This is a genomic window from Shewanella sp. 38A_GOM-205m (assembly GCF_000518445.1).
In the GTDB taxonomy this organism is placed as follows: Bacteria; Pseudomonadota; Gammaproteobacteria; order Enterobacterales; family Shewanellaceae; genus Shewanella; species Shewanella algae.
The window spans coordinates 156,575-178,311 of record NZ_JADP01000009.1 but is presented as its reverse complement, the minus strand read 5'-3'; the positions used below and the strand labels follow the sequence as shown (position 1 = coordinate 178,311).

The 21,737-nt window shown below is 55.0% G+C and carries 16 protein-coding genes and 1 pseudogene; 12 read left to right on the top strand and 5 right to left on the bottom strand.

Annotated features, from left to right (window positions below; genetic code table 11):
- The first annotated feature begins 34 nt into the window (after window positions 1-34).
- The 7 genes from N512_RS0110855 (at window position 35) to N512_RS0110825 (ending at window position 7,205) form a co-directional block, all read left to right on the top strand.
- Entirely contained in the window at window positions 35-808 is a 774-nt protein-coding gene (locus N512_RS0110855; RefSeq protein WP_028780347.1) for an enoyl-CoA hydratase, read from the top strand.
- A gap of 12 nt (window positions 809-820) precedes the next feature.
- The gene (locus tag N512_RS0110850; protein ID WP_028780346.1) at window positions 821-1,933 is read left to right on the top strand and encodes an enoyl-CoA hydratase/isomerase family protein; all 1,113 of its coding nucleotides are present in this window, start codon (window positions 821-823) and stop codon (window positions 1,931-1,933) included.
- A 41-nt stretch (window positions 1,934-1,974) separates the two neighbouring features.
- Window positions 1,975-2,874, top strand: coding sequence for a 3-hydroxyisobutyrate dehydrogenase (mmsB, locus tag N512_RS0110845; RefSeq protein ID WP_028780345.1), 900 nt, complete (start codon window positions 1,975-1,977; stop codon window positions 2,872-2,874).
- Between the two features lie 10 nt (window positions 2,875-2,884).
- Window positions 2,885-3,640 (top strand): SDR family oxidoreductase, encoded by a 756-nt coding sequence (locus tag N512_RS0110840; protein ID WP_025009790.1) that lies wholly within the window; start codon window positions 2,885-2,887, stop codon window positions 3,638-3,640.
- Between the two features lie 72 nt (window positions 3,641-3,712).
- The gene (locus N512_RS0110835; RefSeq protein WP_156029172.1) at window positions 3,713-4,684 is read left to right on the top strand and encodes a hypothetical protein; all 972 of its coding nucleotides are present in this window, start codon (window positions 3,713-3,715) and stop codon (window positions 4,682-4,684) included.
- 151 nt (window positions 4,685-4,835) lie between these two features.
- The gene (locus tag N512_RS24655; protein WP_025009792.1) at window positions 4,836-5,060 is read left to right on the top strand and encodes a hypothetical protein; all 225 of its coding nucleotides are present in this window, start codon (window positions 4,836-4,838) and stop codon (window positions 5,058-5,060) included.
- Between the two features lie 78 nt (window positions 5,061-5,138).
- The gene (locus tag N512_RS0110825) at window positions 5,139-7,205 is read left to right on the top strand and encodes a S9 family peptidase (RefSeq protein WP_025009793.1); all 2,067 of its coding nucleotides are present in this window, start codon (window positions 5,139-5,141) and stop codon (window positions 7,203-7,205) included.
- A gap of 5 nt (window positions 7,206-7,210) precedes the next feature.
- On the opposite strand, the gene N512_RS0110820 is transcribed toward N512_RS0110825, so the two are convergent.
- Window positions 7,211-7,609: a MerR family DNA-binding protein gene (locus tag N512_RS0110820; protein ID WP_028780343.1), complete on the bottom strand. Its 399-nt coding sequence runs from the start codon at window positions 7,607-7,609 to the stop codon at window positions 7,211-7,213.
- Between the two features lie 197 nt (window positions 7,610-7,806).
- Here N512_RS0110820 and N512_RS24810 point away from each other — a divergent pair.
- The 4 genes and pseudogenes from N512_RS24810 to N512_RS0110805 all read left to right on the top strand — a co-directional run.
- A pseudogene (locus N512_RS24810) lies at window positions 7,807-8,460 on the top strand (heavy-metal-associated domain-containing protein); the annotation flags it as partial.
- A 189-nt stretch (window positions 8,461-8,649) separates the two neighbouring features.
- Window positions 8,650-10,857 carry a heavy metal translocating P-type ATPase gene (locus N512_RS0110815; RefSeq protein WP_331280388.1) on the top strand — a complete coding sequence of 736 codons (2,208 nt, stop codon included), beginning with the start codon at window positions 8,650-8,652 and terminating at the stop codon, window positions 10,855-10,857.
- Window positions 10,858-11,138: 281 nt separating this feature from the next.
- On the top strand, window positions 11,139-11,525 hold the full coding sequence (locus tag N512_RS22840) for a hypothetical protein (protein ID WP_051472759.1): 387 nt from the start codon (window positions 11,139-11,141) through the stop codon (window positions 11,523-11,525).
- 204 nt (window positions 11,526-11,729) lie between these two features.
- Window positions 11,730-13,322 carry an ABC-F family ATPase gene (locus tag N512_RS0110805; protein WP_025009796.1) on the top strand — a complete coding sequence of 531 codons (1,593 nt, stop codon included), beginning with the start codon at window positions 11,730-11,732 and terminating at the stop codon, window positions 13,320-13,322.
- Between the two features lie 98 nt (window positions 13,323-13,420).
- Here the strand turns inward: N512_RS0110805 and N512_RS22835 are convergent, their stop codons facing one another.
- The 4 genes from N512_RS22835 to N512_RS0110785 form a co-directional block, all read right to left on the bottom strand.
- Entirely contained in the window at window positions 13,421-16,399 is a 2,979-nt protein-coding gene (locus N512_RS22835) for a ricin-type beta-trefoil lectin domain protein (protein WP_081737143.1), read from the bottom strand.
- Between the two features lie 412 nt (window positions 16,400-16,811).
- Window positions 16,812-17,819 (bottom strand): ArsA family ATPase, encoded by a 1,008-nt coding sequence (locus N512_RS0110795; RefSeq protein ID WP_028780341.1) that lies wholly within the window; start codon window positions 17,817-17,819, stop codon window positions 16,812-16,814.
- A gap of 26 nt (window positions 17,820-17,845) precedes the next feature.
- Window positions 17,846-18,118 carry a cory-CC-star protein gene (locus N512_RS0110790; protein ID WP_025886589.1) on the bottom strand — a complete coding sequence of 91 codons (273 nt, stop codon included), beginning with the start codon at window positions 18,116-18,118 and terminating at the stop codon, window positions 17,846-17,848.
- Window positions 18,118-19,797, bottom strand: a complete 1,680-nt coding sequence (locus N512_RS0110785) for a carbon starvation CstA family protein (protein WP_028780340.1) — start codon at window positions 19,795-19,797, stop codon at window positions 18,118-18,120. Before N512_RS0110785 ends, N512_RS0110790 begins: the two co-directional genes overlap by 1 nt.
- Window positions 19,798-20,194: 397 nt before the next feature.
- On the opposite strand from N512_RS0110785, the gene N512_RS0110775 reads away from it, so the two are divergent.
- The gene (locus tag N512_RS0110775) at window positions 20,195-21,169 is read left to right on the top strand and encodes a nucleoside hydrolase (protein WP_028780338.1); all 975 of its coding nucleotides are present in this window, start codon (window positions 20,195-20,197) and stop codon (window positions 21,167-21,169) included.
- Window positions 21,170-21,737 lie beyond the last annotated feature (568 nt).

Here is a 21,737-nt window from a genome sequence, read left to right as displayed (position 1 = left end):
CACACCCATTTAACCGAATTGCAAGGAGTCATTCATGTCTTTTTTGATTGAGCATATCGAAGGCCACACGGCTGTTCTGACCATCAACAATCCACCGGCCAACACCTGGACGGCCGAGAGCCTCAATGAACTGCGCCTTAAGGTGGAAGAGCTCAACAATGATCCCGATATCTATGCCTTGGTACTGACAGGGGAAGGGGAGAAATTCTTCTCGGCCGGCGCCGATCTTAAGCTGTTTGCCGACGGTGATAAAGGCAATGCCGCCACCATGGCACGCTGTTTTGGCGAAGCATTTGAAACCCTGAGCGCCTTTCGTGGTGTGTCTATTGCCGCCATTAACGGCTATGCCATGGGCGGCGGTTTGGAAGTGGCACTGGCCTGTGATATCCGTATCGCCGAAGAGCAGGCGCAGCTGGCATTACCCGAGGCCACAGTCGGCCTGCTGCCTTGTGCCGGCGGCACCCAGAATCTGACCGCTCTGGTCGGTGAGGGCTGGGCCAAGCGGATGATCCTGTGCGGTGAGCGAATCGATGCCGCCAAGGCCCGTGAGATTGGCCTGGTGGAAGAGGTGGTTGGTAAGGGTGAGGCCCTGAGTGCTGCCATTGCGCTGGCGAACAAGGCCGCCAAGCAGAGCCCGTCGAGCGTGACCGTTTGCAAGCAGTTGATCCAGGCCGGACGTAATATGCCAAGAGCTCAGGCGCTGCCGCTGGAACGTGAGCTGTTTGTGGCTCTGTTTGACACCCAAGATCAGAAAGAAGGGGTCAATGCCTTCCTGGAGAAGCGCGCAGCCAACTGGAAAAACGCATAAGGAGGCGCTGATATGAGTCATGAAGTGGTATTTCAGACCCTGGGAACCGCCAGCGGCAAGTTGATTGGTGTGGCGACACTTAATGTGGAAAAAGCACTCAATGCACTGAATCTCAATATGGTGCGTTTGCTGGCTAAGCAGTTGGCTGCCTGGAAACAGGATGAACAGATTGCCTGCGTGATCCTCGACGGCAGCGGCGACAAGGCCTTTTGCGCCGGTGGTGATGTGCGGGCGCTGTATCAGGCGCAGCAGGCCAATCCCGGCAGTTATACCCAGGAAGCCCGGGTGTTTTTCGAAGAGGAGTATCGGCTCGACTTTCAGCTGCACACCTTCGGTAAGCCTGTATTGGTTTGGGGTGACGGCATTGTGATGGGTGGTGGTCTGGGGCTGATGATAGGTGCCAGCCACAGGGTATTGACCGAGCGCTCGCGCATCGCCATGCCTGAGGTCACCATAGGCCTTTACCCGGATGTCGGCGGCAGCTATTTTCTCGGCCGCATGCCGGGCAAGACTGGGCTGTTTCTCGGCCTGACCGCCTACAATATGAATGCGGCCGATGCCCGTTATACCGGCATTGGCAATCATTTTCTGGCCTCAACGGATAAAGAGCGCATGCTCGATGCCATGGCGACGGTTAATTGGGGCAATAACACCAGTCTCAACCAGCAGAAGCTGCATGATCTGCTCAATGAACTGGAAACCCAGAGTGAAGAGCGTCCCGGCAGCAGCCGCTTGAAGGGCCATCAGGCTCAGATTGATGAGCTGATGACCGGAGATATGGCCGAAATTCTCGCCAAGATGCAGGCCCTGGAAACCCAAGAGAGCTGGTTGCAGCGCGCCTGTGACACCATGCTGAGCGGCAGCCCGCTTAGCTGGGCGCTGGCCTACGAGCAGTCAAGGCTTGGGACCGACATGAGCCTGGCGGATTGTTTCCGCTTCGAGCTGGGGCTCAGCCTCAACTGCTGCGCCATAGGTGATTTTTGTGAGGGTGTCAGGGCGCTGCTTATCGACAAGGACCGTAATCCCAGCTGGCGTTACGGCAAGGGCAAGATAGCACCGCAAGAAGCGGTATCTGCCTTGCTCGAGTCGCCATTTGAACATGAACACCCATTGGCCGATCTGTAACAGATGCCGGCAAACAAGATTCCAACAGGGAGAGCAAACAGATGACAACAGTGGCTTTTATTGGTTTGGGCAACATGGGTGGGCCGATGGCGGTCAACCTGATCAAGGCCGGGATGACTGTTCGGGTATTCGATCTGGTGCCGACGGCGATGCAGAGCCTGGCAGAGCAGGGGGCTATAACGGCCCAGAGCGCCTGTGGCGCAGCGGCGGGTGCCGATGTGGTGGTAACCATGTTGCCGGCCGGCAAGCATGTTCGTAGCCTGTACCTCGGCAGCGAGCAGCAGCAAGGGCTGCTGGATGTTGTGGTCGAGGGGACCTTACTTATCGATTCATCGACCATAGATGCCGACAGCGCCCGCACTGTGGCGGCTGCGGCGGCCGCCAAAGGGCTTGAGTTTGTTGATGCGCCGGTTTCCGGTGGCACCGCCGGGGCCGCGGCCGGTACGCTGACCTTTATCTGCGGCGGCAGCGACGCAGGTTTTGCCAAGGCCAAACCCGTTCTCGAGTGCATGGGCGCCAATATTTTCCATGCAGGTGGTGCCGGAGCTGGTCAGGTTGCCAAAATCTGCAACAACATGCTGTTGTCTGTCTTGATGGTAGGTACCAGCGAGGCACTGAGTCTGGGGATAGATAATGGTTTGGATCCCAAGGTGCTGTCGGATATCATGAAAGTTTCGAGCGGCGGCAACTGGACCTTGGAGAAATACAACCCCTGTCCCGGGGTGATGCCAAGCGTGCCATCGTCCAATGACTATCAGGGCGGATTTATGGTGGATCTTATGGTCAAGGATCTCGGCCTGTCCCAGGAAGCAGCGCTGTCCAGCCAGTCGAGCACCCCTATGGGCGCATTGGCGCGCAGCCTCTATGTCAATCATGCTCGCAAGGGCAATGGTCGTCGCGATTTTTCCAGTATTTTTGAACAATTCAAGCAAGAGAAATAAGGATAACCCAATGGATGTAAAAGGTAAGGTAGTCGCCATCACAGGTGGAGCCGGTGGACTGGGTCTGGCCATGGCGCAGGAGCTGGCCGCTGCCGGTGCCCGTCTGGCGCTGATCGATGTGGATCAGGACCGTCTGGAGCAAGCCTGTGCCCTGATGGGCGAGACCGAAGTTCAGGGTTATGCGGTGGACATCACGGATGAAGAAGATGTGATGGCAACCTTTCAGTACATTCTGGAAGATTTTGGTCAGCTCAATGTGCTGGTAAACAACGCAGGTATTCTGCGTGACGGCATGCTGATTAAAGCCAAAGAGGGCCAGGTGACAGACCGTATGTCGCTGGAGCAGTTCCAGTCGGTTATCAATGTAAACCTGAGCGGCAGCTTCCTCTGTGGCCGTGAAGCCGCAGCCGCCATGATAAGCTCTGGCCAGGAAGGGGTGATCATCAATATCTCCAGCCTGGCTCGGGCCGGCAATGTAGGGCAGAGCAACTATGCCGCCTCCAAGGCCGGTGTCGCTGCCATGGCGGTGGGCTGGGCCAAAGAGCTGGCACGCTACAAGATTAGGGCCGCCGCTGTTGCCCCCGGGGTTATTGCCACCGAAATGACCGCCGCCATGAAACCGGAAGCGCTGGAGCGCCTGGAGAAAATGGTGCCGGTCGGCCGTTTGGGTGATGCCGCTGAAATCGCCTCGACAGTTAAATTCATCATTGAAAACGACTATGTCAATGGCCGGGTATTTGAAATTGACGGCGGTATCCGCCTGTAATTCAATGCTTTGATATCAAGGCGAAAATAGATATCATCCCTGTTCTTTACCGCGTTTCAAACAAGGACAGGGATGATGTTTTCTTCCACCAGGCAGGTTTCCTTTAACCCTCTATTGTTGTCAACCACGCTAGTGCTGACTGCTTCGCTCTCCTGTGCTCTTGTCGGCTCACAAGCCAATGCCAGCCAAACCAATGCCAGCCAAACCCAGACAGTTCAACCCAGTGAAGCCAAAGCTGCCATACGTCACGAGGAAGGGCGGCAGATTTATGCCGAGCAGATGGAAGGAAAACTGCTCGCCAAAGACGGCCAGAGCTTGCCAGATGGCGTTGCGCCCAAGACGTTGCTTGATTGGTTGGCACCGGGACGTTCCCCGAACTTGCTGGCAAGCATAGGCGCCAAACCTTGGGGCAACCAGGGCCTGTATCTGGGCTATGCCTGTGTGGTTGCCGAAGAATCGGATCTTAAATATACAGATGGCAGCGATCTTTGCAGTGAGAACTTTGCCGAGCGTCAGACCCATGATTTTTACTTTGGCGTATTTAAGCTGGACCAGGGGAACTTCCAAGCGCTTGCTACCCACGATGGCCCACTCAATACCCCGGTCAACTGGAACTACTCCAATCTGGAGAGCACAGTGGATGGCGATTCTGATACAGTACCTCAATCGGTCAAAAAGCTGGATCTGGCACCCTACAAGGTTAGTGACCAGTTAACCGCCATAGGGATCCGAGTTGGTTTCAGTGAAGGTTTTTCCGGTGGCGGTGCCTTCTATGAAGCGCTGCAGCTCTATGTAATCGATGGCGATAAGCTGGTGAATATCTTCTCTGAACCCATGTATTTCTATAAAGATCTGGCCGGTGAGCGGGATGAAACCGGCGTCCGCGCCCGGGTTATTGATGAAGGCAAAAATCTGCTGCAGCTTCTTGGGCGTAAACATCAGGGATACTATGATCTGCGCCTGAAAAATGTCGACAATGGCAGCAAAGTGGACTTTCGTTGGTCCAGGGATGCCGGGCGTTATTTGCCCAAAAATGGCGGTTGAGCCGCGCCCAAGTCTCTCAAAAGTTATCATTCTGCAATCCGGGGTGTCAGATACTTGTCCGCTTTGTATCACAGACGTTGACAATTCTTGTCCCGGATTGAACAATTCCCCTACTAAAAGGTAAAAGCACCAGAGGTATAAACACTCACCCATGCATTGGCTGGAGAAACAAATCAAGCGCCTGCTTTTACTGGTGGGAGTCGTGGGGGTCATGGTAATCTACTTCGGATTCTTCTACCTGCTTCTCAGCGGTCGCTCCACAGAACCCATCACCTGGTACTATTTGCTTTCACCTTGGATCTGCATCTTTTTTGGATTATCCAGTTTGCAGCAGTACAGGGTTTTGCAGTGGTTCTGTGCCAGATACAAAAAATAAGAAAAACCAAGAAAACACAAGACTTAAGTTGTAGTAGTTTCAGCCTGCCCCTGGGCAGGTGTTGGGGGAAACGAAACCATGATTTTCAATCCCGGAAAGCGAATTCTGGCCGCAGCGCTGATGGCTTCAGTGTTGCAGGGTTGCGGTCAACCTGCGCAGGAGCAAGAAGCTCCTGCCAACAATGAACAGAGGATTAGTGCCGCTTATGGCAGCTGGGTCTCACCTTTGGGAGCCGCCGAAGTCTACGGCAGTGCCTCGGCAATAGGTGAGCTGCAGAGTGTCGGTGATGCGATTTATTTCTCGGAATCCAGCCCGGCCGAAGGTGGCAAGGTGGGGATCAAGCGTCTCGAAAAAGACGGCAGCATTACCAGTGTGGTGGCGCCGGCCTTTGGTATTGGCAGCCGCGTTCATGAATATGGCGGAGGCGACTTTCTCGGCATAGGCCAGAGCCTGTTTGTCACCAAGGGGCAGGATCAGCTGTTTTACCGGATAGCGCCCAATCAGGAGGCGCTGGCACTGACACCCAATGGCACCCGTCACGGCGACTGTATCTCTTATCCCAAGGGCTCACGGATTATCTGTGTCCGGGAAGATCATCGCCAACCGGGAGAGCCCAAGGCCAGTTTGGTGACCATTAACCTGAATTTCTCCGGTGAAGGGGATATCTTCGTCGATGGTCACGACTTTATCAGTTCTCCGGCAATTAATGCCGACAATACACAGCTTGCCTGGATCACCTGGGAACACCCCAACATGCCTTGGGATAATACCCAGTTGTGGCTTGGGGATCTCAACCGCAAGGGACAGTTGACCAATATTCGGCAAATCGCCCCTGAGCGCAAGGGCGCACTGATGCAACCCCTGTTCAGCCCTGGCGGTGTGCTCTATTTTATTGCCGACTATGACAACTGGTGGAACCTGTATCGGCTGGATGCCAACGGCAGTATCGAGCAGGTTACTCAACTCAAGGCTGAAATCGGCGGCCCTGCCTGGAAGCTGGGCCAGCATGCTTACGCCTTTGAGAATGAAAACACCCTGATAGCCAGCTTCAACAAGGAAGGCGATGCCGGATTGCTGCGACTGGATCTGCAGACTGGGGTCATTGAACCTTTGGCCGCCGACTTTGCCGATATCAGGCAGGTGGTGCAAGGAGCCGACGGGGTTTATTTTGTTGGCAATAGGCCAACACCCGAGCGTGGCATCTACAAGGTTTCCGGCCGCGGTACAGAGCTTGTGTATGCCCCGGAGATCAGCGGATTGGATCCCAAATATATCTCCCGCGCCATCAATGTGGAGTTCACCACCAAGGGGGGAGACAAGGCTCACGGCTATTTTTATCCGCCGGTAAATGGTGACTACCAACCCCAGCCGGACACCCGGCCGCCGCTGCTGATGATGTTGCATGGTGGCCCGACCGCCAAGGCCAACCGGGCTTACAGCAGCGCCATTCAGTACTGGACCAGTCGCGGCTTTGCCGTGTTTGAACTCAATTACCGCGGCAGTACCGGCTTTGGTCGCCAATATCGCCAAAGTCTCTATGGCAACTGGGGCAAGGCAGATGTTGAGGATGCTGTCTGGGCCGCAGGGTTTTTAGTTGACCAAGGCTGGGTCAGTGCTGACAAACTGGCGATTCGCGGCGGCAGTGCCGGTGGCTTGAGCGTGCTTTCGGCCTTGGCCTTCTATGACAAGTTCAAGGCCGGGGTGAGCTATTTCGGGATCAGTGATATCGAGGTGCTGGGCAAGGAAACCCATAAGTTTGAGTCAAGATACCTGGATCAACTGATAGGCCCTTACCCCAAAATGAAGGCTGTGTATCGTGAACGCTCGCCCCTGTATCACCTGCAGGGATTCAATGAGCCTTTGCTGCTGTTGCAAGGGCTCGAAGATAAGGTGGTGCCACCGAATCAGTCGCAGCATATCTTCAAGGCGCTGAAAGACAAGGGCGTTCCCACGGCGTTTATCGGCTTTGAGGGGGAGGGGCACGGCTTTCGCCAGCCCCACAACAAGATACTGGCATTGGAGTCAGAGCTGGTGTTCTACGGCATGGTGTTTGATTTCACCCCGGCGGGCACGCTGCCGGCACTGAAGCTGGACAATGCCGCAGCCTTGGCGCGGCCCGGGCAGCAAGCCAAATTGCCTGAGTGACAACTTCAGGCCTGTTTGGCTTCGCTGGACAGGCCATCTATGATGGCGCATTCAGACTGGCTGCCACCGCGGCACTGAGATACCAGCTCGCTCAGTTGGGCATGCAGTGAGGCCAGTCTGGTCATCTTTTCTTCCAGCGCCTGCAGGTGCCCCTTGGCCAGGCGTTTGACATCCTCGGCGCAGCGCTTGGGATTGTGTTTCAGTTGCAACAGATCCCGGCATTCATCCAAGGTAAAGCCCAGCTCGCGGCAGTGTTGCAAAAACTTGAGCGCCTCGATTTCGGCTGCTCGATACTCACGATATCCGTTGTCGCCTCTGTGGGCCTCAACCAAGCCTATGTCATGGTAATAACGGATACTCTTGATACTCAGACCGGTTGCCTTGGCCACTTCGCCTATTTTCATCGTCAAACTCCCGCTTTCTGCCGTATTTGGACTATTGTGGGCTATTTTGTCGCGCCGCAAGCGTATTGTTGAGAGTCAGTGCACCTTTTATCTCACGGATGATTTTTCGAGCTTGACTCTCCCGTTACTGGAGACTTTAACCTTTATCCCAGTGTTGAGCCAGCCTCGCTTGCGAGGGGCACAGAAGGGAGTTTCCAATGGACCAGATGCAATTCACCATAACGAATATGAAGTGCGGCGGCTGCGCCCGCAAGATAAAGGCCCTGTTTGCCGACGATACCGGCGTAGAAGCCGCTACCGAGGTGGCCGATAAGTCGTTGACGCTGACATTCGCCCCGGGCGCTGAGCTTACCCCCGCCACGGCGCTGGCGAGACTGAAAGACGCAGGTTATGACGCTGAGCAGGCCGAGATTGCGGCTCCCGGCGCCGGTGACAGCGCGCAAGAGACCAGCCCTGAACCCAGCCCTGAAGCCCCTGCCAGCTTTAACTTTCATGTTGCCGATATGAACTGCGGCCACTGTGAGAGTAAGCTTCGCAGGGCGCTGGCTGATGAGCTTGAGGTAGAAGTCGACCTTAAAGGCAAACAGCTGCGGCTGAAAAGTCACAAGAGCGCGGCCGAACTGGCCGAATTGATAACGGGCGCAGGCTTTACCCCGCCAACGCTTGCGCCAGGTAATACAAGTGAGCCGGAAAACTTCCACTTTTATGTTGGCGATATGACCTGTGGCCATTGTGAGGGCAGTATTCGTAAGGCGCTCAGCGATGAAGCCGAGGTGACAGTCAATCTGAAACAGAAACGGCTTGCAGTGAAAAGCCAAAAAACTGCCGCCGAGTTGACCGAGCTGTTAAAGGCCGCCGGGTTTACCGCCGAGCCTTGGCGCGATGAGCATGCCGAGGCTGATACCGAGACTGAGACAGAAGCTCAGGCTGACACTTTGAAACCGGCAGTGGCCGCAACTATAACTGAAGCTGAAACCGGCAAGCATGCCGATAAAGCTGTCAAGCAGAAGGCCGCCACGGCTCACCCTGCCAACCCCACACTGCTGTTTGTGCCGGATATGAGCTGCGCCAGTTGTGTGGCCAAGATAGAAAAAGCCTTTGCCGCCAAAGAGGTCGAGGCCAGAGTCAACTTGGCCGACAAGCAGGTGAGCGTGGCCGCTGGGCTGCCAGTAGCTGAAGCCGTTGCGCTGCTGCTATCGGCCGGGTATCGCGCGGAGCCGATAACCGACGCCGCCAGTGCTATGGCCGACAAGGCCGAGCATGATGCCAGGGAATATCGCACCCGGATCAGACAGGCCATCGCCGGTCTCGGGCTGGGGATCTCCTTGATGATCTGGGGCCTGGCCGGTGGTGACATGATGATCCACGATAGCCAAAGCCAACTTATCTGGGGCGCCATGGGGCTGCTGACCTTGTTGCTGCTGGTTACCACCGGGGGGCACTTCTTCAGTGGTATGTGGCGCTCACTCAAGGCCAAGAGTGCCAACATGGATACGCTGATCGCCCTGGGTACGGGCACAGCTTGGCTTTACTCCATGCTGGTGGTGCTTATTCCCGGCTTTTTCCCCGACGGCACCCGTCATGTGTATTTTGAGGCCAGTGTGATGATCCTCGGCTTGATTAACCTTGGGCATGCATTGGAGCTGAGAGCCCGCGGCAAGACCAGTGAAGCGGTGCAGAAGCTTATTGGCCTGCAGAGCAATACGGCCATCAAGATCACCGAAAACGGCGATGAAACCGTGGCCATAGCGGCGCTGGTGGTGGGTGACAAGTTGAGACTGCGCCCGGGTGACAGAGTGGCGCTCGACGGTGAAGTGCTTTCAGGCAATTCGCTGCTCGATGAGTCCATGCTCACAGGCGAACCCATTCCCGTGGCTAAATCCGTGGGCGACAGTCTGAGCGCCGGCACAGTCAATGGAAACGGCAGCCTTATTTACCAAGTTACTGCCGGGCCTGCCGATACCCGTCTGGCGAAGATTATCGCCCTGGTTCAGGAGGCCCAGACCTCCAAGATGCCCATAGGGCGACTGACAGACAAGATAGCTGCCGTGTTTGTGCCTGTGGTGGTGGTGATTGCGCTGCTGGCGGCCATCATCTGGTATTTTGCCGGCCCTGAGCCCGCGTTGTCCCATGCGCTGGTGGTGCTGACCAGTGTGCTGATCATCGCCTGTCCCTGCGCCTTGGGGCTGGCGACGCCCATGTCCATCATGGTATCTGTCGGCCGAGCCGCCTCCATGGGGGTGTTGGTGAAAAACGGTGAGGCGCTGCAAACCGCCAGCAAGGTCAGCTGTGTGGTGCTGGATAAGACCGGCACCATCACAGAAGGTAAGCCCGCCGTCACCCAGGTGGATATTTTTGATGATGCCTTTGATGAGCGCGAGCTACTGCGCGCCGTGGCCAGCCTTGAGCAACACTCGGGCCATCCATTGGCTGCGGCGCTGCTGGATGCCGCCAAAGCCAAAGAGGTTGTGCTGAGTGAACCGCAGGGGTTTGACTATCGCCAGGGGCAAGGTCTGCTGGGGCAGTTTGAAGGCCGGCAGTGGGCGGTCGGTAACAGCAAGCTAATGGACGCACTGGGCATTAGGCTGACCGAGACGCACCAGGCAAGACTGGAGCAGGGGGCGGCGCTTGGACACACCCAGGTGCTGGTGGCCCGAGATAATCAACTGCTGGCGTTGGTGGGGATCAGTGACCCAATCAAAGCCGATGCCAAAGAAGCCATGACCGCGCTCAAGGCCCAGGGCAAGCGCTTGGTATTGCTCAGTGGTGATAACCAGGCCACAGCCGAAGCCGTGGCGCGTCAGGTGGGGATTGAGGAAGTCATCGCCGGGGTGTTGCCGGATGAAAAGCAATCCTGGGTCAGTAAGTTTCAAGCGCAGGGTGAAGTGGTGGCCATGGTCGGTGATGGGATCAATGACGCCCCGGCGCTGATGGCCGCCGATGTCGGCATTGCCATGGGCTCGGGCACAGAGATTGCCATAGAGAGTGCCGACCTGACCTTGCTTAACCCAAGGCTGGGCAGTTTGGCCGGGGCATTTGCCCTGTCGCGGGCGACACTTGGCAACATCAAGCAGAACCTGTTCGGCGCCTTTATCTACAACACTCTGGGGATCCCGATTGCGGCCGGGGTGCTGTACCCGCTGACAGGGATCTTGCTGAGCCCTGTGGTGGCCGGCGCGGCAATGGCGCTGTCTTCATTGACTGTGGTGACCAACGCCAACCGCTTGCGGCGTCAGTCTTTGGATTAAGCTTGTTCAGTGTTCGAGCCGGGGAAATTGCCCCGGCTTTTTATTGTTTTCTTGTTTTATCGCCTTGTTTTTCCTGTTTAAATAAGGGGTTTCCCTTTGCTCAGCAATAATGTCTGCCGAAAAAGGCAGCCTGCAGTCACGGCCTGAGCCCTTAGCCTGTCAGAACCTTTAGTCTATAAGAGCCTTTGGTCAATATAAGCTTGGGGCTGGATATCGCTGGCTAAGTGAGCCACCGCAAGGGCAACAGGGAATGAGAAAAGAAATGGGAAAGGAGTAGGAAAATGCAATCCAGAAAATTAACCGTGGCAGCTAAGCTGAGTCTGCTAGGCGGCGTCTTGCTGCTCAGCGCTGTCTCTGTGCCTGCTCAGGCGGGCTGCGGCGAGAAAACCACTGAGTGCATAGTGATCAAGGGTGACAGCCAAAAGACCCTGGAGTGTGAAATCACGGTTTGTGCCAATGTGCACTCATTTCTCAGTCGCTGGCAGTTGGCCGATGGCACCACGCTGAGCACGGATTACACCGAGGACAGCGAGAGCATCACTATCAATGGTGAGCCGGGATATGCCTTGCCGGCGGATATTTTGCGCGCTGAACTTGGCTGTTACAGCACTTTTGCAACAAACAAGGCGGAAACTACCTTGGTGTGTGGCCGCGATCTGGATTTTTAATCTGCTTGCAGAAGATTTTTAAAGTCTTTTATAAACATATGGTTGCACTATTTTATCTCTCTGGCTGCCCGCGAGTTTGGTTGATAATTCACGCAGGAATGTTATAGTGCCCGGCTTTATTTACCCGGCCAATCACAGGCCTTGGGCTCTTGGACGCGGCTTTACATGGCCCGGTCCCGCATCTGGATATTTTGGAATCATACAGTGATAACGACAGCTAACATCACCATGCAGTTTGGCGCCAAGCCGCTGTTTGAAAACATCTCGGTTAAATTCGGCGAAGGCAACAGATACGGCCTTATCGGCGCCAATGGCTGCGGTAAGTCTACCTTTATGAAGATCCTTTCCGGTGAGTTGGAGCCAACCTCGGGTAATGTGTCGCTGGATCCCAACGAGCGTCTGGGTAAGTTGAACCAGGATCAGTTCGCCTATGAAGAGCACAGCGTTATCGACACAGTGATCATGGGCCACAAAGAGCTGTGGGCGGTGAAGCAGGAGCGCGATCGCATCTACTCCTTACCGGAAATGAGCGAAGAAGACGGCATTAAAGTGGCCGATCTTGAGATGCAGTTTGCCGAAATGGACGGTTATACCGCAGAAAGCCGCGCCGGTGAGCTGCTGCTCGGGGTGGGTATTCCGCTGGAACAACATTTTGGCCCCATGAGTGAAGTGGCACCGGGTTGGAAACTCAGGGTGCTGCTGGCACAGGCCTTGTTCTCTGATCCCGATGTGTTGCTGCTCGACGAACCGACCAACAACCTGGATATCGATACCATTCGCTGGCTGCAGGAGATGCTTAACCAGCGTAACAGCACCATGATCATCATTTCCCACGACAGATACTTCCTCAACTCTGTCTGTACCCATATGGCGGATTTGGACTATGGTGAGCTGCGGGTCTATCCGGGCAACTATGATGAATATATGACAGCCGCCTCTCAGGCCCGCGAGCGCCTGGTGGCTGAAAACGCCAAGAAGAAGGCACAGATTGCCGAGCTGCAAACCTTCGTGGCGCGCTTCTCTGCCAACGCTTCCAAGGCCAAGCAGGCCACATCCCGTGCCCGTCAAATCGACAAGATCAAGCTGGATGAGATCAAGGCTTCCAGCCGGGTTAACCCCTACATTCGTTTCGAGCAGGAGAAGAAACTGTTCCGTAACGCTTTGATTGTTGAGAATATGAGCAATGGTTACGATGAGCTGCTGTTCAAGGATGTGAACTTTATCGCTGAAGTGGGCGAGCGTATCGCGATTCTGGGTGAAAACGGCGTGGGTAAGACCACCTTGTTGCGTACTCTGATCCACGAGTTGCCACAAAAGAGCGGTACCATTCAGTGGTCTGAAAACCATCGTATCGGCTACTACGCCCAGGATCATGCCAGCGACTTTGAAAATGATATGAACCTGTTCGACTGGATGGGTCAGTGGCGTCTGGAAGGCGATGACGATCAGGCGGTGCGTTCAGTGCTGGGCCGTATGCTGTTCAGCGCCGACGACATCAAGAAATCTGTCAAGGTACTGTCCGGTGGTGAGCAGGGGCGTATGCTGTTTGGCAAGCTGATGCTGCAAAAGCCCAATATTCTGGTGATGGACGAACCAACCAACCACCTGGATATGGAATCGATTGAGTCGTTGAACAACGCCCTCGAGCTCTATGAAGGCACCTTGCTGTTTGTCAGCCATGACCGCGCCTTCGTTTCATCTCTGGCCAACCGTATCATAGAGATAAGCGCTGATGGCGTGAGCGACTTCAAGGGCACTTATGATGAGTTCCTGGCCAGCAAAGGCATTGAAGCCTAAGTCTTTTATGGCGAGCTTGGTTTAACACCAAGTAAAAAAAATCACAATAAACAAGGCCGGTTCATTGAACCGGCCTTGCTGTTTTTTAAGGGCTTGGATCAGAGGCTGGACTTCCACTTCTGATTACTGTCGCCATGGTGGTGGTAGAGGATCAGAGCCGCGCCGGCTTGTTCTCCCGAGGCATCAAGCACCTGATTGGGTGCCATTCGGCTTGAGAACACGCTGCCGTCTTTATCGAATGCCTGAGCCGGATTGGAAGCATCGCAGGGCGCCAGTGCCAACTGGCTATGATCCTGGGTATTGCCACCCGGAATGTGCAGGCACAGTCCCGCGTCACCAGCCAGTTTGATACTGCCTTTTATCGGATCGAAGTACCATTTTTGCCCCTGACGGTTGCTGCAGTTGTCCAGGTTCACCAGGCTGCCGCTTTGGGCCTGTTCGGGAGCGCTGATACATAGCCCGGCACGTTTATCCCGCAAACTGACCCAGCGGTGAATAGTCATCTCAGGCCTGAGCAACCATTGCTGGTTGGCGCCGCCATGAAATTGCCATTGACCCACTTGGGCATCGTTGCCACGGCCATAGGCGTCGGCCACTATATTGGCGTCATGGGCACTGCGAATAAAGCGGCCGTCATAATCCCAACGCAGATTGTCGCTGTCGACACACTCCCATACCACGATTTCGCCTTCATTGTAGGCCTGACCGCGATTGTCCAAACACAAGGATGGATTGGCTTTGTTGCTGAACATGCGTTTGTCGGCATCAAAGCTCCAGCGTTGATCCCAGGCGTCGCGTTCACAATCATAGAGGATCACATCTGTGCCATTGACCATATCGCTGCCATTACCCGGAATATCCATACACTTGTCCGAAGCGCGGTTGACTATCCGCACATAGGTCGGCAGTGGATTGATATAGGCTTCATCCCTGTGGGCTTCTGCGCGCTCCCACATCTGCAGATAGGCTTCGGCCGAGTTCATCAAGGCTTCATAGGTACTGCCGCCAAGCTGCTCGCGCACATCCTGCAGATGATCAGCCAGCATACCGTAATGGGCCATGCCATCCTGATTGAAGTCAAATACACGATTCCCCGATACCTGACGCTCAAACTGGATACCGAACTCACTGACGAAGGGGTAGTGCAGTGGATTAGTGGCCGCATCGTCTCTGGGACCGGCCTGAGCGCCGAGGCCACTCATATCGGTTCCCAGGCCGACACCCGGCAGAAAAGGAGTATCGGCTATCAACTGCAGGTATCTATCAATACTGCCTCCAAGATGGTTGGCGTTACTGTTGTAGGGCGCCATAAAGCCGCCGACCTTGGCCAGGCGCAGGGTGTTGGGGTGCAGCCTGCCTTGGGTGCCATCAGTCATCCAGCTGTGGCTGGTGATCACCCCGCCATATTGACGCTGTTCGACAATATCCATCACACTGGTGGCGGTTTGTGCTGACATATGATCCAGTTCTATCAACATTCCCATATCTATCATGCGGTTAACCAGGTAGACGCCTTTTTCGGACAAGCCATGCTTGTTGCAGTGCAGCATGTTCTCGTCGTACTGGGGATTGAGACCCACGGCATTGAGAATATCCTTGAGCACTGGGATTTCGCCCAAAATGGGGAAACCGGACTTGAATGGTCTGCCCTGGGTGTCGGCGTCGCAGGCCTGGGTTTCAAAGAAATGGCCCGTCGCCAAGACTTCACCGATATTGATAAAGCCGTCTTCCACCACTGAGCCGCCCAACTGGTTATCGAACTTGTGGGTCGGGAACAGGATTCTCACCCCCTTGGCATAAACTTGCTGCAGTTGCTCTTCAATCTGGCGGCGGTTGCAATCATCCTTGATACCGCAGTTGAACAGCTCTGAGGCCTCTATGCCCATCAGCACCGCCAGCTTGCCGTCGGCAATGACCTCGCGAGCCTCTTGAGGCGAGGACACCAGGCGGAAGAAGCCTTTGCCGGGGCCGCCGGACTGCACATCAATATACTCCTGCATTTGCTTGAGACGGTTAATCTGCAACTGAATGCTGTTCATGGTGTTACAGTCGTTGGGGTTGACCCAACTGGCGGGATTGATGGTTTTCTGGGCGTTGCACAACACCTCGTTTTCCACCAGATGGGTGACCATCAGGCGCAAACCGCCTAGCCAGGCGCGCTCAATCCACTTGTAGTAGTAACCTGAGTGGGTCATCTGCTCGTGATTGGGCCACCAGGGGAAGTCCGGCCAGCCTCGGGTGTCATAGCGGAAGTTGGCGTCGTTGAAGGAGTAGAGATTGCCGATGAGATCCAGTGAGCCATTCGGCCCATGGATCACCGCACTGTCGTTCAACGCCTGGGTCACCCCCCAGCGGTGGAACGGCTTGCCATGCATCATCTTGCCGCCCATAAACTCATACGAGGTGATATGGGTGTGGGCATCGACCAGACCCCGCACCGGCAGTGAAGCATCGCCTTTCAGGGCGGAGAAATCACCACTGGCATTGACTTCAACCTCGGGAAACGCGCTGCAGGCGTCACTGGCAACCAGCTTGAAGCTTGCCTCTGAAGTGTTGTTTCCAGGGTTGAGCAGATCGAAGAAATACAAGCCTCCGCCGCTGTAGTTGTGCCTGAGTCCCAGATTGAGGCCCACGGCGTGAAAGCGATAACTGAATTCACCGGATGGCGCTGTTTCGGCGTCAACCCGCCACTCGGCAAATTCCCCCGGGTAACGACCGGCGCTGACTTCGGCCGGCAGATGGCTGGCAAAGAAGCGGCCATCTGCGTCTGTCATCATAAAATGACCGCGGCGACTGGGTTTGAAGTAAAACGCACTGGCCTCGGCCTGGCTGATATTATCGAAACGATAACTCAGACCATCATCCACAGTGCCTCCCTGATGGAAGCGATGCAGATACTGGCCATTGGTTGGCGATTGAATAATAAAACATTGCTGCGCCAGGCTGTCGACCGCCTGGGTGGTTTGCGTTTCAGCTGCAGCTAGGGGTAGGGTTCCCAGCGCAAACAGGCCGGGGATCAGGGCAGAGAACAGACTTTTGGCACTGGGCCAATCTCCATGTCCGATTAGCTTTTTCATAGGTTAGTCCACGAAGTTGCTGGTTAATGTTGGTTTATTTCGCAACTGCTAAACTTCTGCACCCTCATGTATATGGCTAACACTGGTTTTAATCAAGCGATTGTTTAAATTTTGTTAACTTTGAGGTTGGTGATCTTGGTAACAGGCAACGTTGAGATGTAGAGACTGCTGCGCCACTGCGCCTTCTTGATTTGAGTTGATTGGTTTTTATCTTTTTAAATTCAAAGTTTTGTGAAGTTTTCTGGTGATTGGTTTTATAGGCTACGGCGTCTCTTATGCTGCGGATTTAGCTGTGTCAAAGGTATACCTTCTGATATCAGTAGCCCCTTGTCGGGGCTCGCGATTGGGTGCAGGTAGGTGTTGTCTGCGTTTGGTGAAATAGGCCAAACGATTGAAGGGAAATTGGCTGAATTTACAGCCCGGCTTTGGCCAGTTCTGTCGCCATCTGTTCAAGACCGCTCAGGCCCTGGATATCGGTTTCCTTGAGGGGCAGTCGAAAGCGGGGCAGCTTGCTAAAGTTTACGTCTATCTCTTCGAGGTGCACGGCTTCCTGCTGGCGGCGTTTGGCAAGAAAACTGCCGTCGGCCTCGGGTGGCAGCAGTCGATTGATTACCAAACCGGCCAACGGTAACTGCTCGGCCTGCAGGCTGGCCACGGCGCGGCAGGTTTCCAGAATAGGCAGCTTCTCTGCGGTCAGAACAAACAGCAGCCCTGTTTGCTGCGGATCTTTAATCAGCTCACGGGTGCGCTGCAGCAGCCGTTGGCGCGCCAGCAGGGTTTCGGCTATGGCCTTGTTGCGCGGCGCCATTCCGGCGGTGGCGTGCTCGGCCGGATCGTCGAAGGGGTTATCGACATCACGGCCCCGCCCGGGTGTCAGGTGCGACAGCATGGCGCCGAGCTTCTCTGATTTCTGATTGGCGCTCAACATACCTTGGGTCCAGGCGGCCATCGCCTCAGGAAGGCTCAGCAGCCTAAGGGTATGGCCGGTGGGCGCAGTATCGAAAATAATCAGATCGTATTCACCGAGGCCGCTTTCCAGGGTCTTGGCAATCCGCTCCAGCAAGGCGGCTTCCTGGGCACCGGGAGACTGTCGGGTGAGGCGCATCTGCCGCTCGATTTCAGCGAACATCTCCGGGCGGGTAAAACTCTTCAACTGTTGGCTGACCCGGTCGAGATGTTGGCGCACTTCCTCATCCGGGTCGATTTCCAGTGCATCCAGATTCGGTGCCAGCCGGGTGCAGTGATCGCCTATCTGCTTGGCAAAGGCATCGCTCAGGCTGTGGGCCGGATCTGTGGACACCAGCAGGACTTTCTTGCCGCGCCCGGCTGCCAACAGGGCCAGTGAGGAGGAGACAGTGGTCTTGCCGACACCGCCTTTGCCACCCACCCACAGAATACGTTTGTCGGTCAGCTGCGCCATAGCCCGTCCTTAATTAACATCTTGTTTCAACAGCATCTGAACTGATCCAGCGGTGAGTGGGGCATACCCATACGCAGGTGCCAGTCATGGAACTTTTCCAGCATCAAGGGCTGCAGCTCCAGAGTGTAGTAACTGGCCGGGTTGGGTACCCCCATCATTTCGGAGAAGATCAGCAACATAAAGAGATCGTCCTGCTCCCTACGGGCACGGGCGACTGCCGAGCGAAAAGGGGCGTTATATGCCTCTTCCGCCAGGTAGCTCAGGTCTTTGACCAATGCCTTGATCTTCGCCAGCTTCATCAGTCGTTCTCCGCCGCGGTTTTACGCGCCTTGAGCGAGCGGCTCAACGTGGCACTGCACTCCAGTGAAATTACTATGGCGGCGATCAGTACCACCAAGTCCAGAGTGAACAGGAACCAATCCTGCTTGTCGTAGAAGCCCTTGAGCTGAATAAGCAGGCCCATGGTGGTCATCACCAGCAGGAAGATAAGCGGAGCCAGGGTATACCACATGGGGCGACCCAGTTTCACCAGCATCACTGTGATTACCAGCAGTGTCAGGCCAGCCAGCAACTGGTTGGTGGTGCCAAACAGCGGCCAGATCAGCATGCCACCCGAGCCGTCACCGCCGGCGCCGAAGGCCAGCAGCAAGCAGGTGCCCACGGCCAGCAGAGTGGCGATGGCGCCATTTTGCATCCAGTTGAGGTTATAGATGCTGCCCCATTCCTGGAATATGTAACGCTGTAGCCGCAAGCCTGTGTCCATGGTGGTACCGGCAAACAGCACTACCATTACCGTCAGCAGGGTTTGTGCCATGGTTTCATCCATGCCTATCCCGGATTCGAGGATATTGGCGCCGCCCTTGATAAAGGCGCTGACGCCCCCCTGACCAAAGGCGTGGTAGACAGCCTGCCAGTCGGCCAGGGTCGCAAAACCCGCTGTGGCGGCTATGATGGCCGCCAGTGCCAGAGAGCCTTCGCCTATGGCGCCAAAGTAGCCGACAAAACGTACATCCGGTTCTTTATCCAGTTGTTTCGAGGTGGTTCCGCTGGAAACCAGGCCGTGGAAGCCGGAAATCGCGCCGCAGGCAATGGTGACAAACAGCAGTGGCACTATGGATGGAGTGCCTTCGGGCACATCGGTATTAAAGGCCGGTGCCACTATATCAGGCGCGCCCAGAAGCACGGCGCCGTAAAGCAAGCCTAAGCCGATAAACAGCTGAATACCATTGATATAGTCCCGTGGTTGCAGCAGCATCCATACCGGCAGCAGCGAGGCGATGGCGGCATAAACAAACAGCAGGATGATCCAGCTTTGGTTATCCGACAGAGGCCCCAGGGTTTCCGGCAATGCCAGCGGCAAAGACGGGCCGATATAGATGAGCGCGTACAATGCTGCCACGCCGACAATGGACACCACCAAGAGGTTGATAAGACGGCGGTAGATGAGCTGGCCTATGATGAGTGCCACCACTATGGCGCCCCAAACCGGCAGGGTAGCGCTGGGAAAGTTGATCAACTGCTTGGCAATGACGACGGCAAACACGGCGTTAACCATGAGCAACACCAAGAATATCACCACCATAAAGATGCTGCGGGCCCGCTCGCCGATAACATCACCCGTGACCGCACCTATGGATTTGGCCTTGTTGCGGTTACTGGCCCAGATGGCGCCGGCATCGTGCACCCCGGCAAAGAAGATGGTGCCGAACACCACCCAGAGGAAGGCCGGCACCCAGCCCCAGATAACCGCAATAGCCGGGCCGATAATCGGTGCAGCTCCGGCCACAGAGGTAAAGTGGTGGCCCCAAAGCACATATTTATTGGTGGGCACATAGTCGATACCATCCTGCATCTCGTGTGCAGGAGTCACGAAGTTGGGATCGACTTTGAAGATTTTTTCGCAGATGAATTTTGAATAGACAAAATAGCCGGCCGCCATCGCGCCCAGGCCCATTAACATCAACAGCACAGCATTCATGGGACACCTCTTGTTGTTGTTTTGATGTATCGATGTTAATGGAAGGTGGTTGTGGCTGATATCAGACTAAAGTCCTATTCGCTCGCAGCTATCAAGAACAGCATCTTTGCTGTAGGCATTTGTCAGAAAAGCAATAATTGCCTGCAATACCGCGGTGATTCATATCGCTTGATTGCGCATTTCGCCGCTTTTATGGACTATCAAACTTATCCGGATGAGAGCCGAATATTGCAGTGATAGCCCTCAGGTGAACAGATACTGACCCCTGTGTCTCATTTCCTCGATAGGGCGCGGTATTATGGGGCGCACAGCGTGAGATTTAGCGCTAGAATGGGCCAGTGCCGCCGGCTTGCAGCGGCACAGATAATATCAATAACATCACAAAGGAAGCTGGATTGTGACGAAGAAAATTATCCTGGATACAGATCCCGGTATTGATGATGCAATGGCAATTCTGTTTGCCGAAGGGCATACATCTGTGGATCTTATCGGTATCACCACAGTATTTGGCAACGCCACCATTGAAAACAGCACTCGCAATGCCCTTTACTTGAAACAGAAATACGGCATGAAGGCAGACGTATCCATGGGGGCGGATAAGCCGTTGTCGCGCCCTCCTGTCGGCCCTACCACCATAGTTCATGGTGATACCGGTTTTGGCGATCTGCAAGTCACCGCCGCCGATGTCAGCCTAAGCGCCGATCCCCGTCCGGCATGGCAGTATATCGTCGAGCAGCTCAAGGCGCAGCCGGGGGAGATCACTCTGGTGGCTGTTGGGCCTCTGACCAATCTGGCACTGGCGCTGCAGCATGAACCCGGGATCACCAAACTGGTTAAAGAGGTGGTGATCATGGGCGGGGCCTTCGGGGTTAACGGCCATCAGGGTAATGTCAGCCCGTTTGCCGAAGCCAATATCCATGACGATCCCGAGGCGGCCGATATCGTATTTACTGCCGACTGGCCCGTGGTGATTATCGGTCTGGATGTGACCCATGAGAGTTTCTTTACGCCCGAGTATCTGGATAAGCTGCGCGATGAAGCCGGTGAGCCGGGACGCTTTATTCACCAGATAAGCCGTTTCTATCTCGACTTTTACCAGCGTAGCCTGGGGATTTCCGGCTGCCATGTGCACGACCCCTCGGCGATTGCCTATGTGATAGATCCCAGCCTGTTTACCCTGAGAAAAGGGCCTGTGCGGGTGGTTTGCTCCGGGCCGGCCATTGGCCACACAATGCAGAAAACCTACGAGCGGCGCCATCCCCATGATGACTGGAGCGATATGCCGGCGCAAAGTGTTGGGGTAGGGGTGCGCAACGAGGCGCTGCTCGAACTGTATCGCAACACCCTGATAGATTTCGGTCGTCGGTCATAGGTCTTGCTGCGGCAGTTACTTTTCTGATCTCAGCCAACTTCATCTGATGCAAGAGTCCCTCGTAGGGACTCTTGTCTTGCGCTTTATCCGCCTTTTCACTTTATTCATCTGTTACCCGTCCCAACATGGTTCAGCGTTAGTCGGCTTCCAGGTTCAGTATTCCTCTTGTTAATCATGACTCCTCTTTTTTGGTCATAACTCCTCATTCTAATCACTCTTTCTCATTGTCACCTTATTCTCTGCTTCCCACTACTCATCGCCTTATCCTCAGCCCCAGTCTCAATCTCAGTGTCCGGCTTCCAAGCAGCAGGTTAGGTCCGGAGCGACAGGCGTATTTATCTGCGCTATCGGGTTAGAGAGTGAGTCACAATGTTTTAGCTCAAATGATATCTGCTGTAACTATTTTAACGGTGAACGCTTGGGTCGTTCTGCGGTAATTTTTCGGTTAACACCTCAGAAATAGCGAAGTTTTGTCGGTAAATAGAAACTTTTTCAGATAAATTTCAAGCAACGTAAGCATTTGTTGCTGTGAGGTAAATCACTGTTTTGTGACTTGTGTGATCTTAAA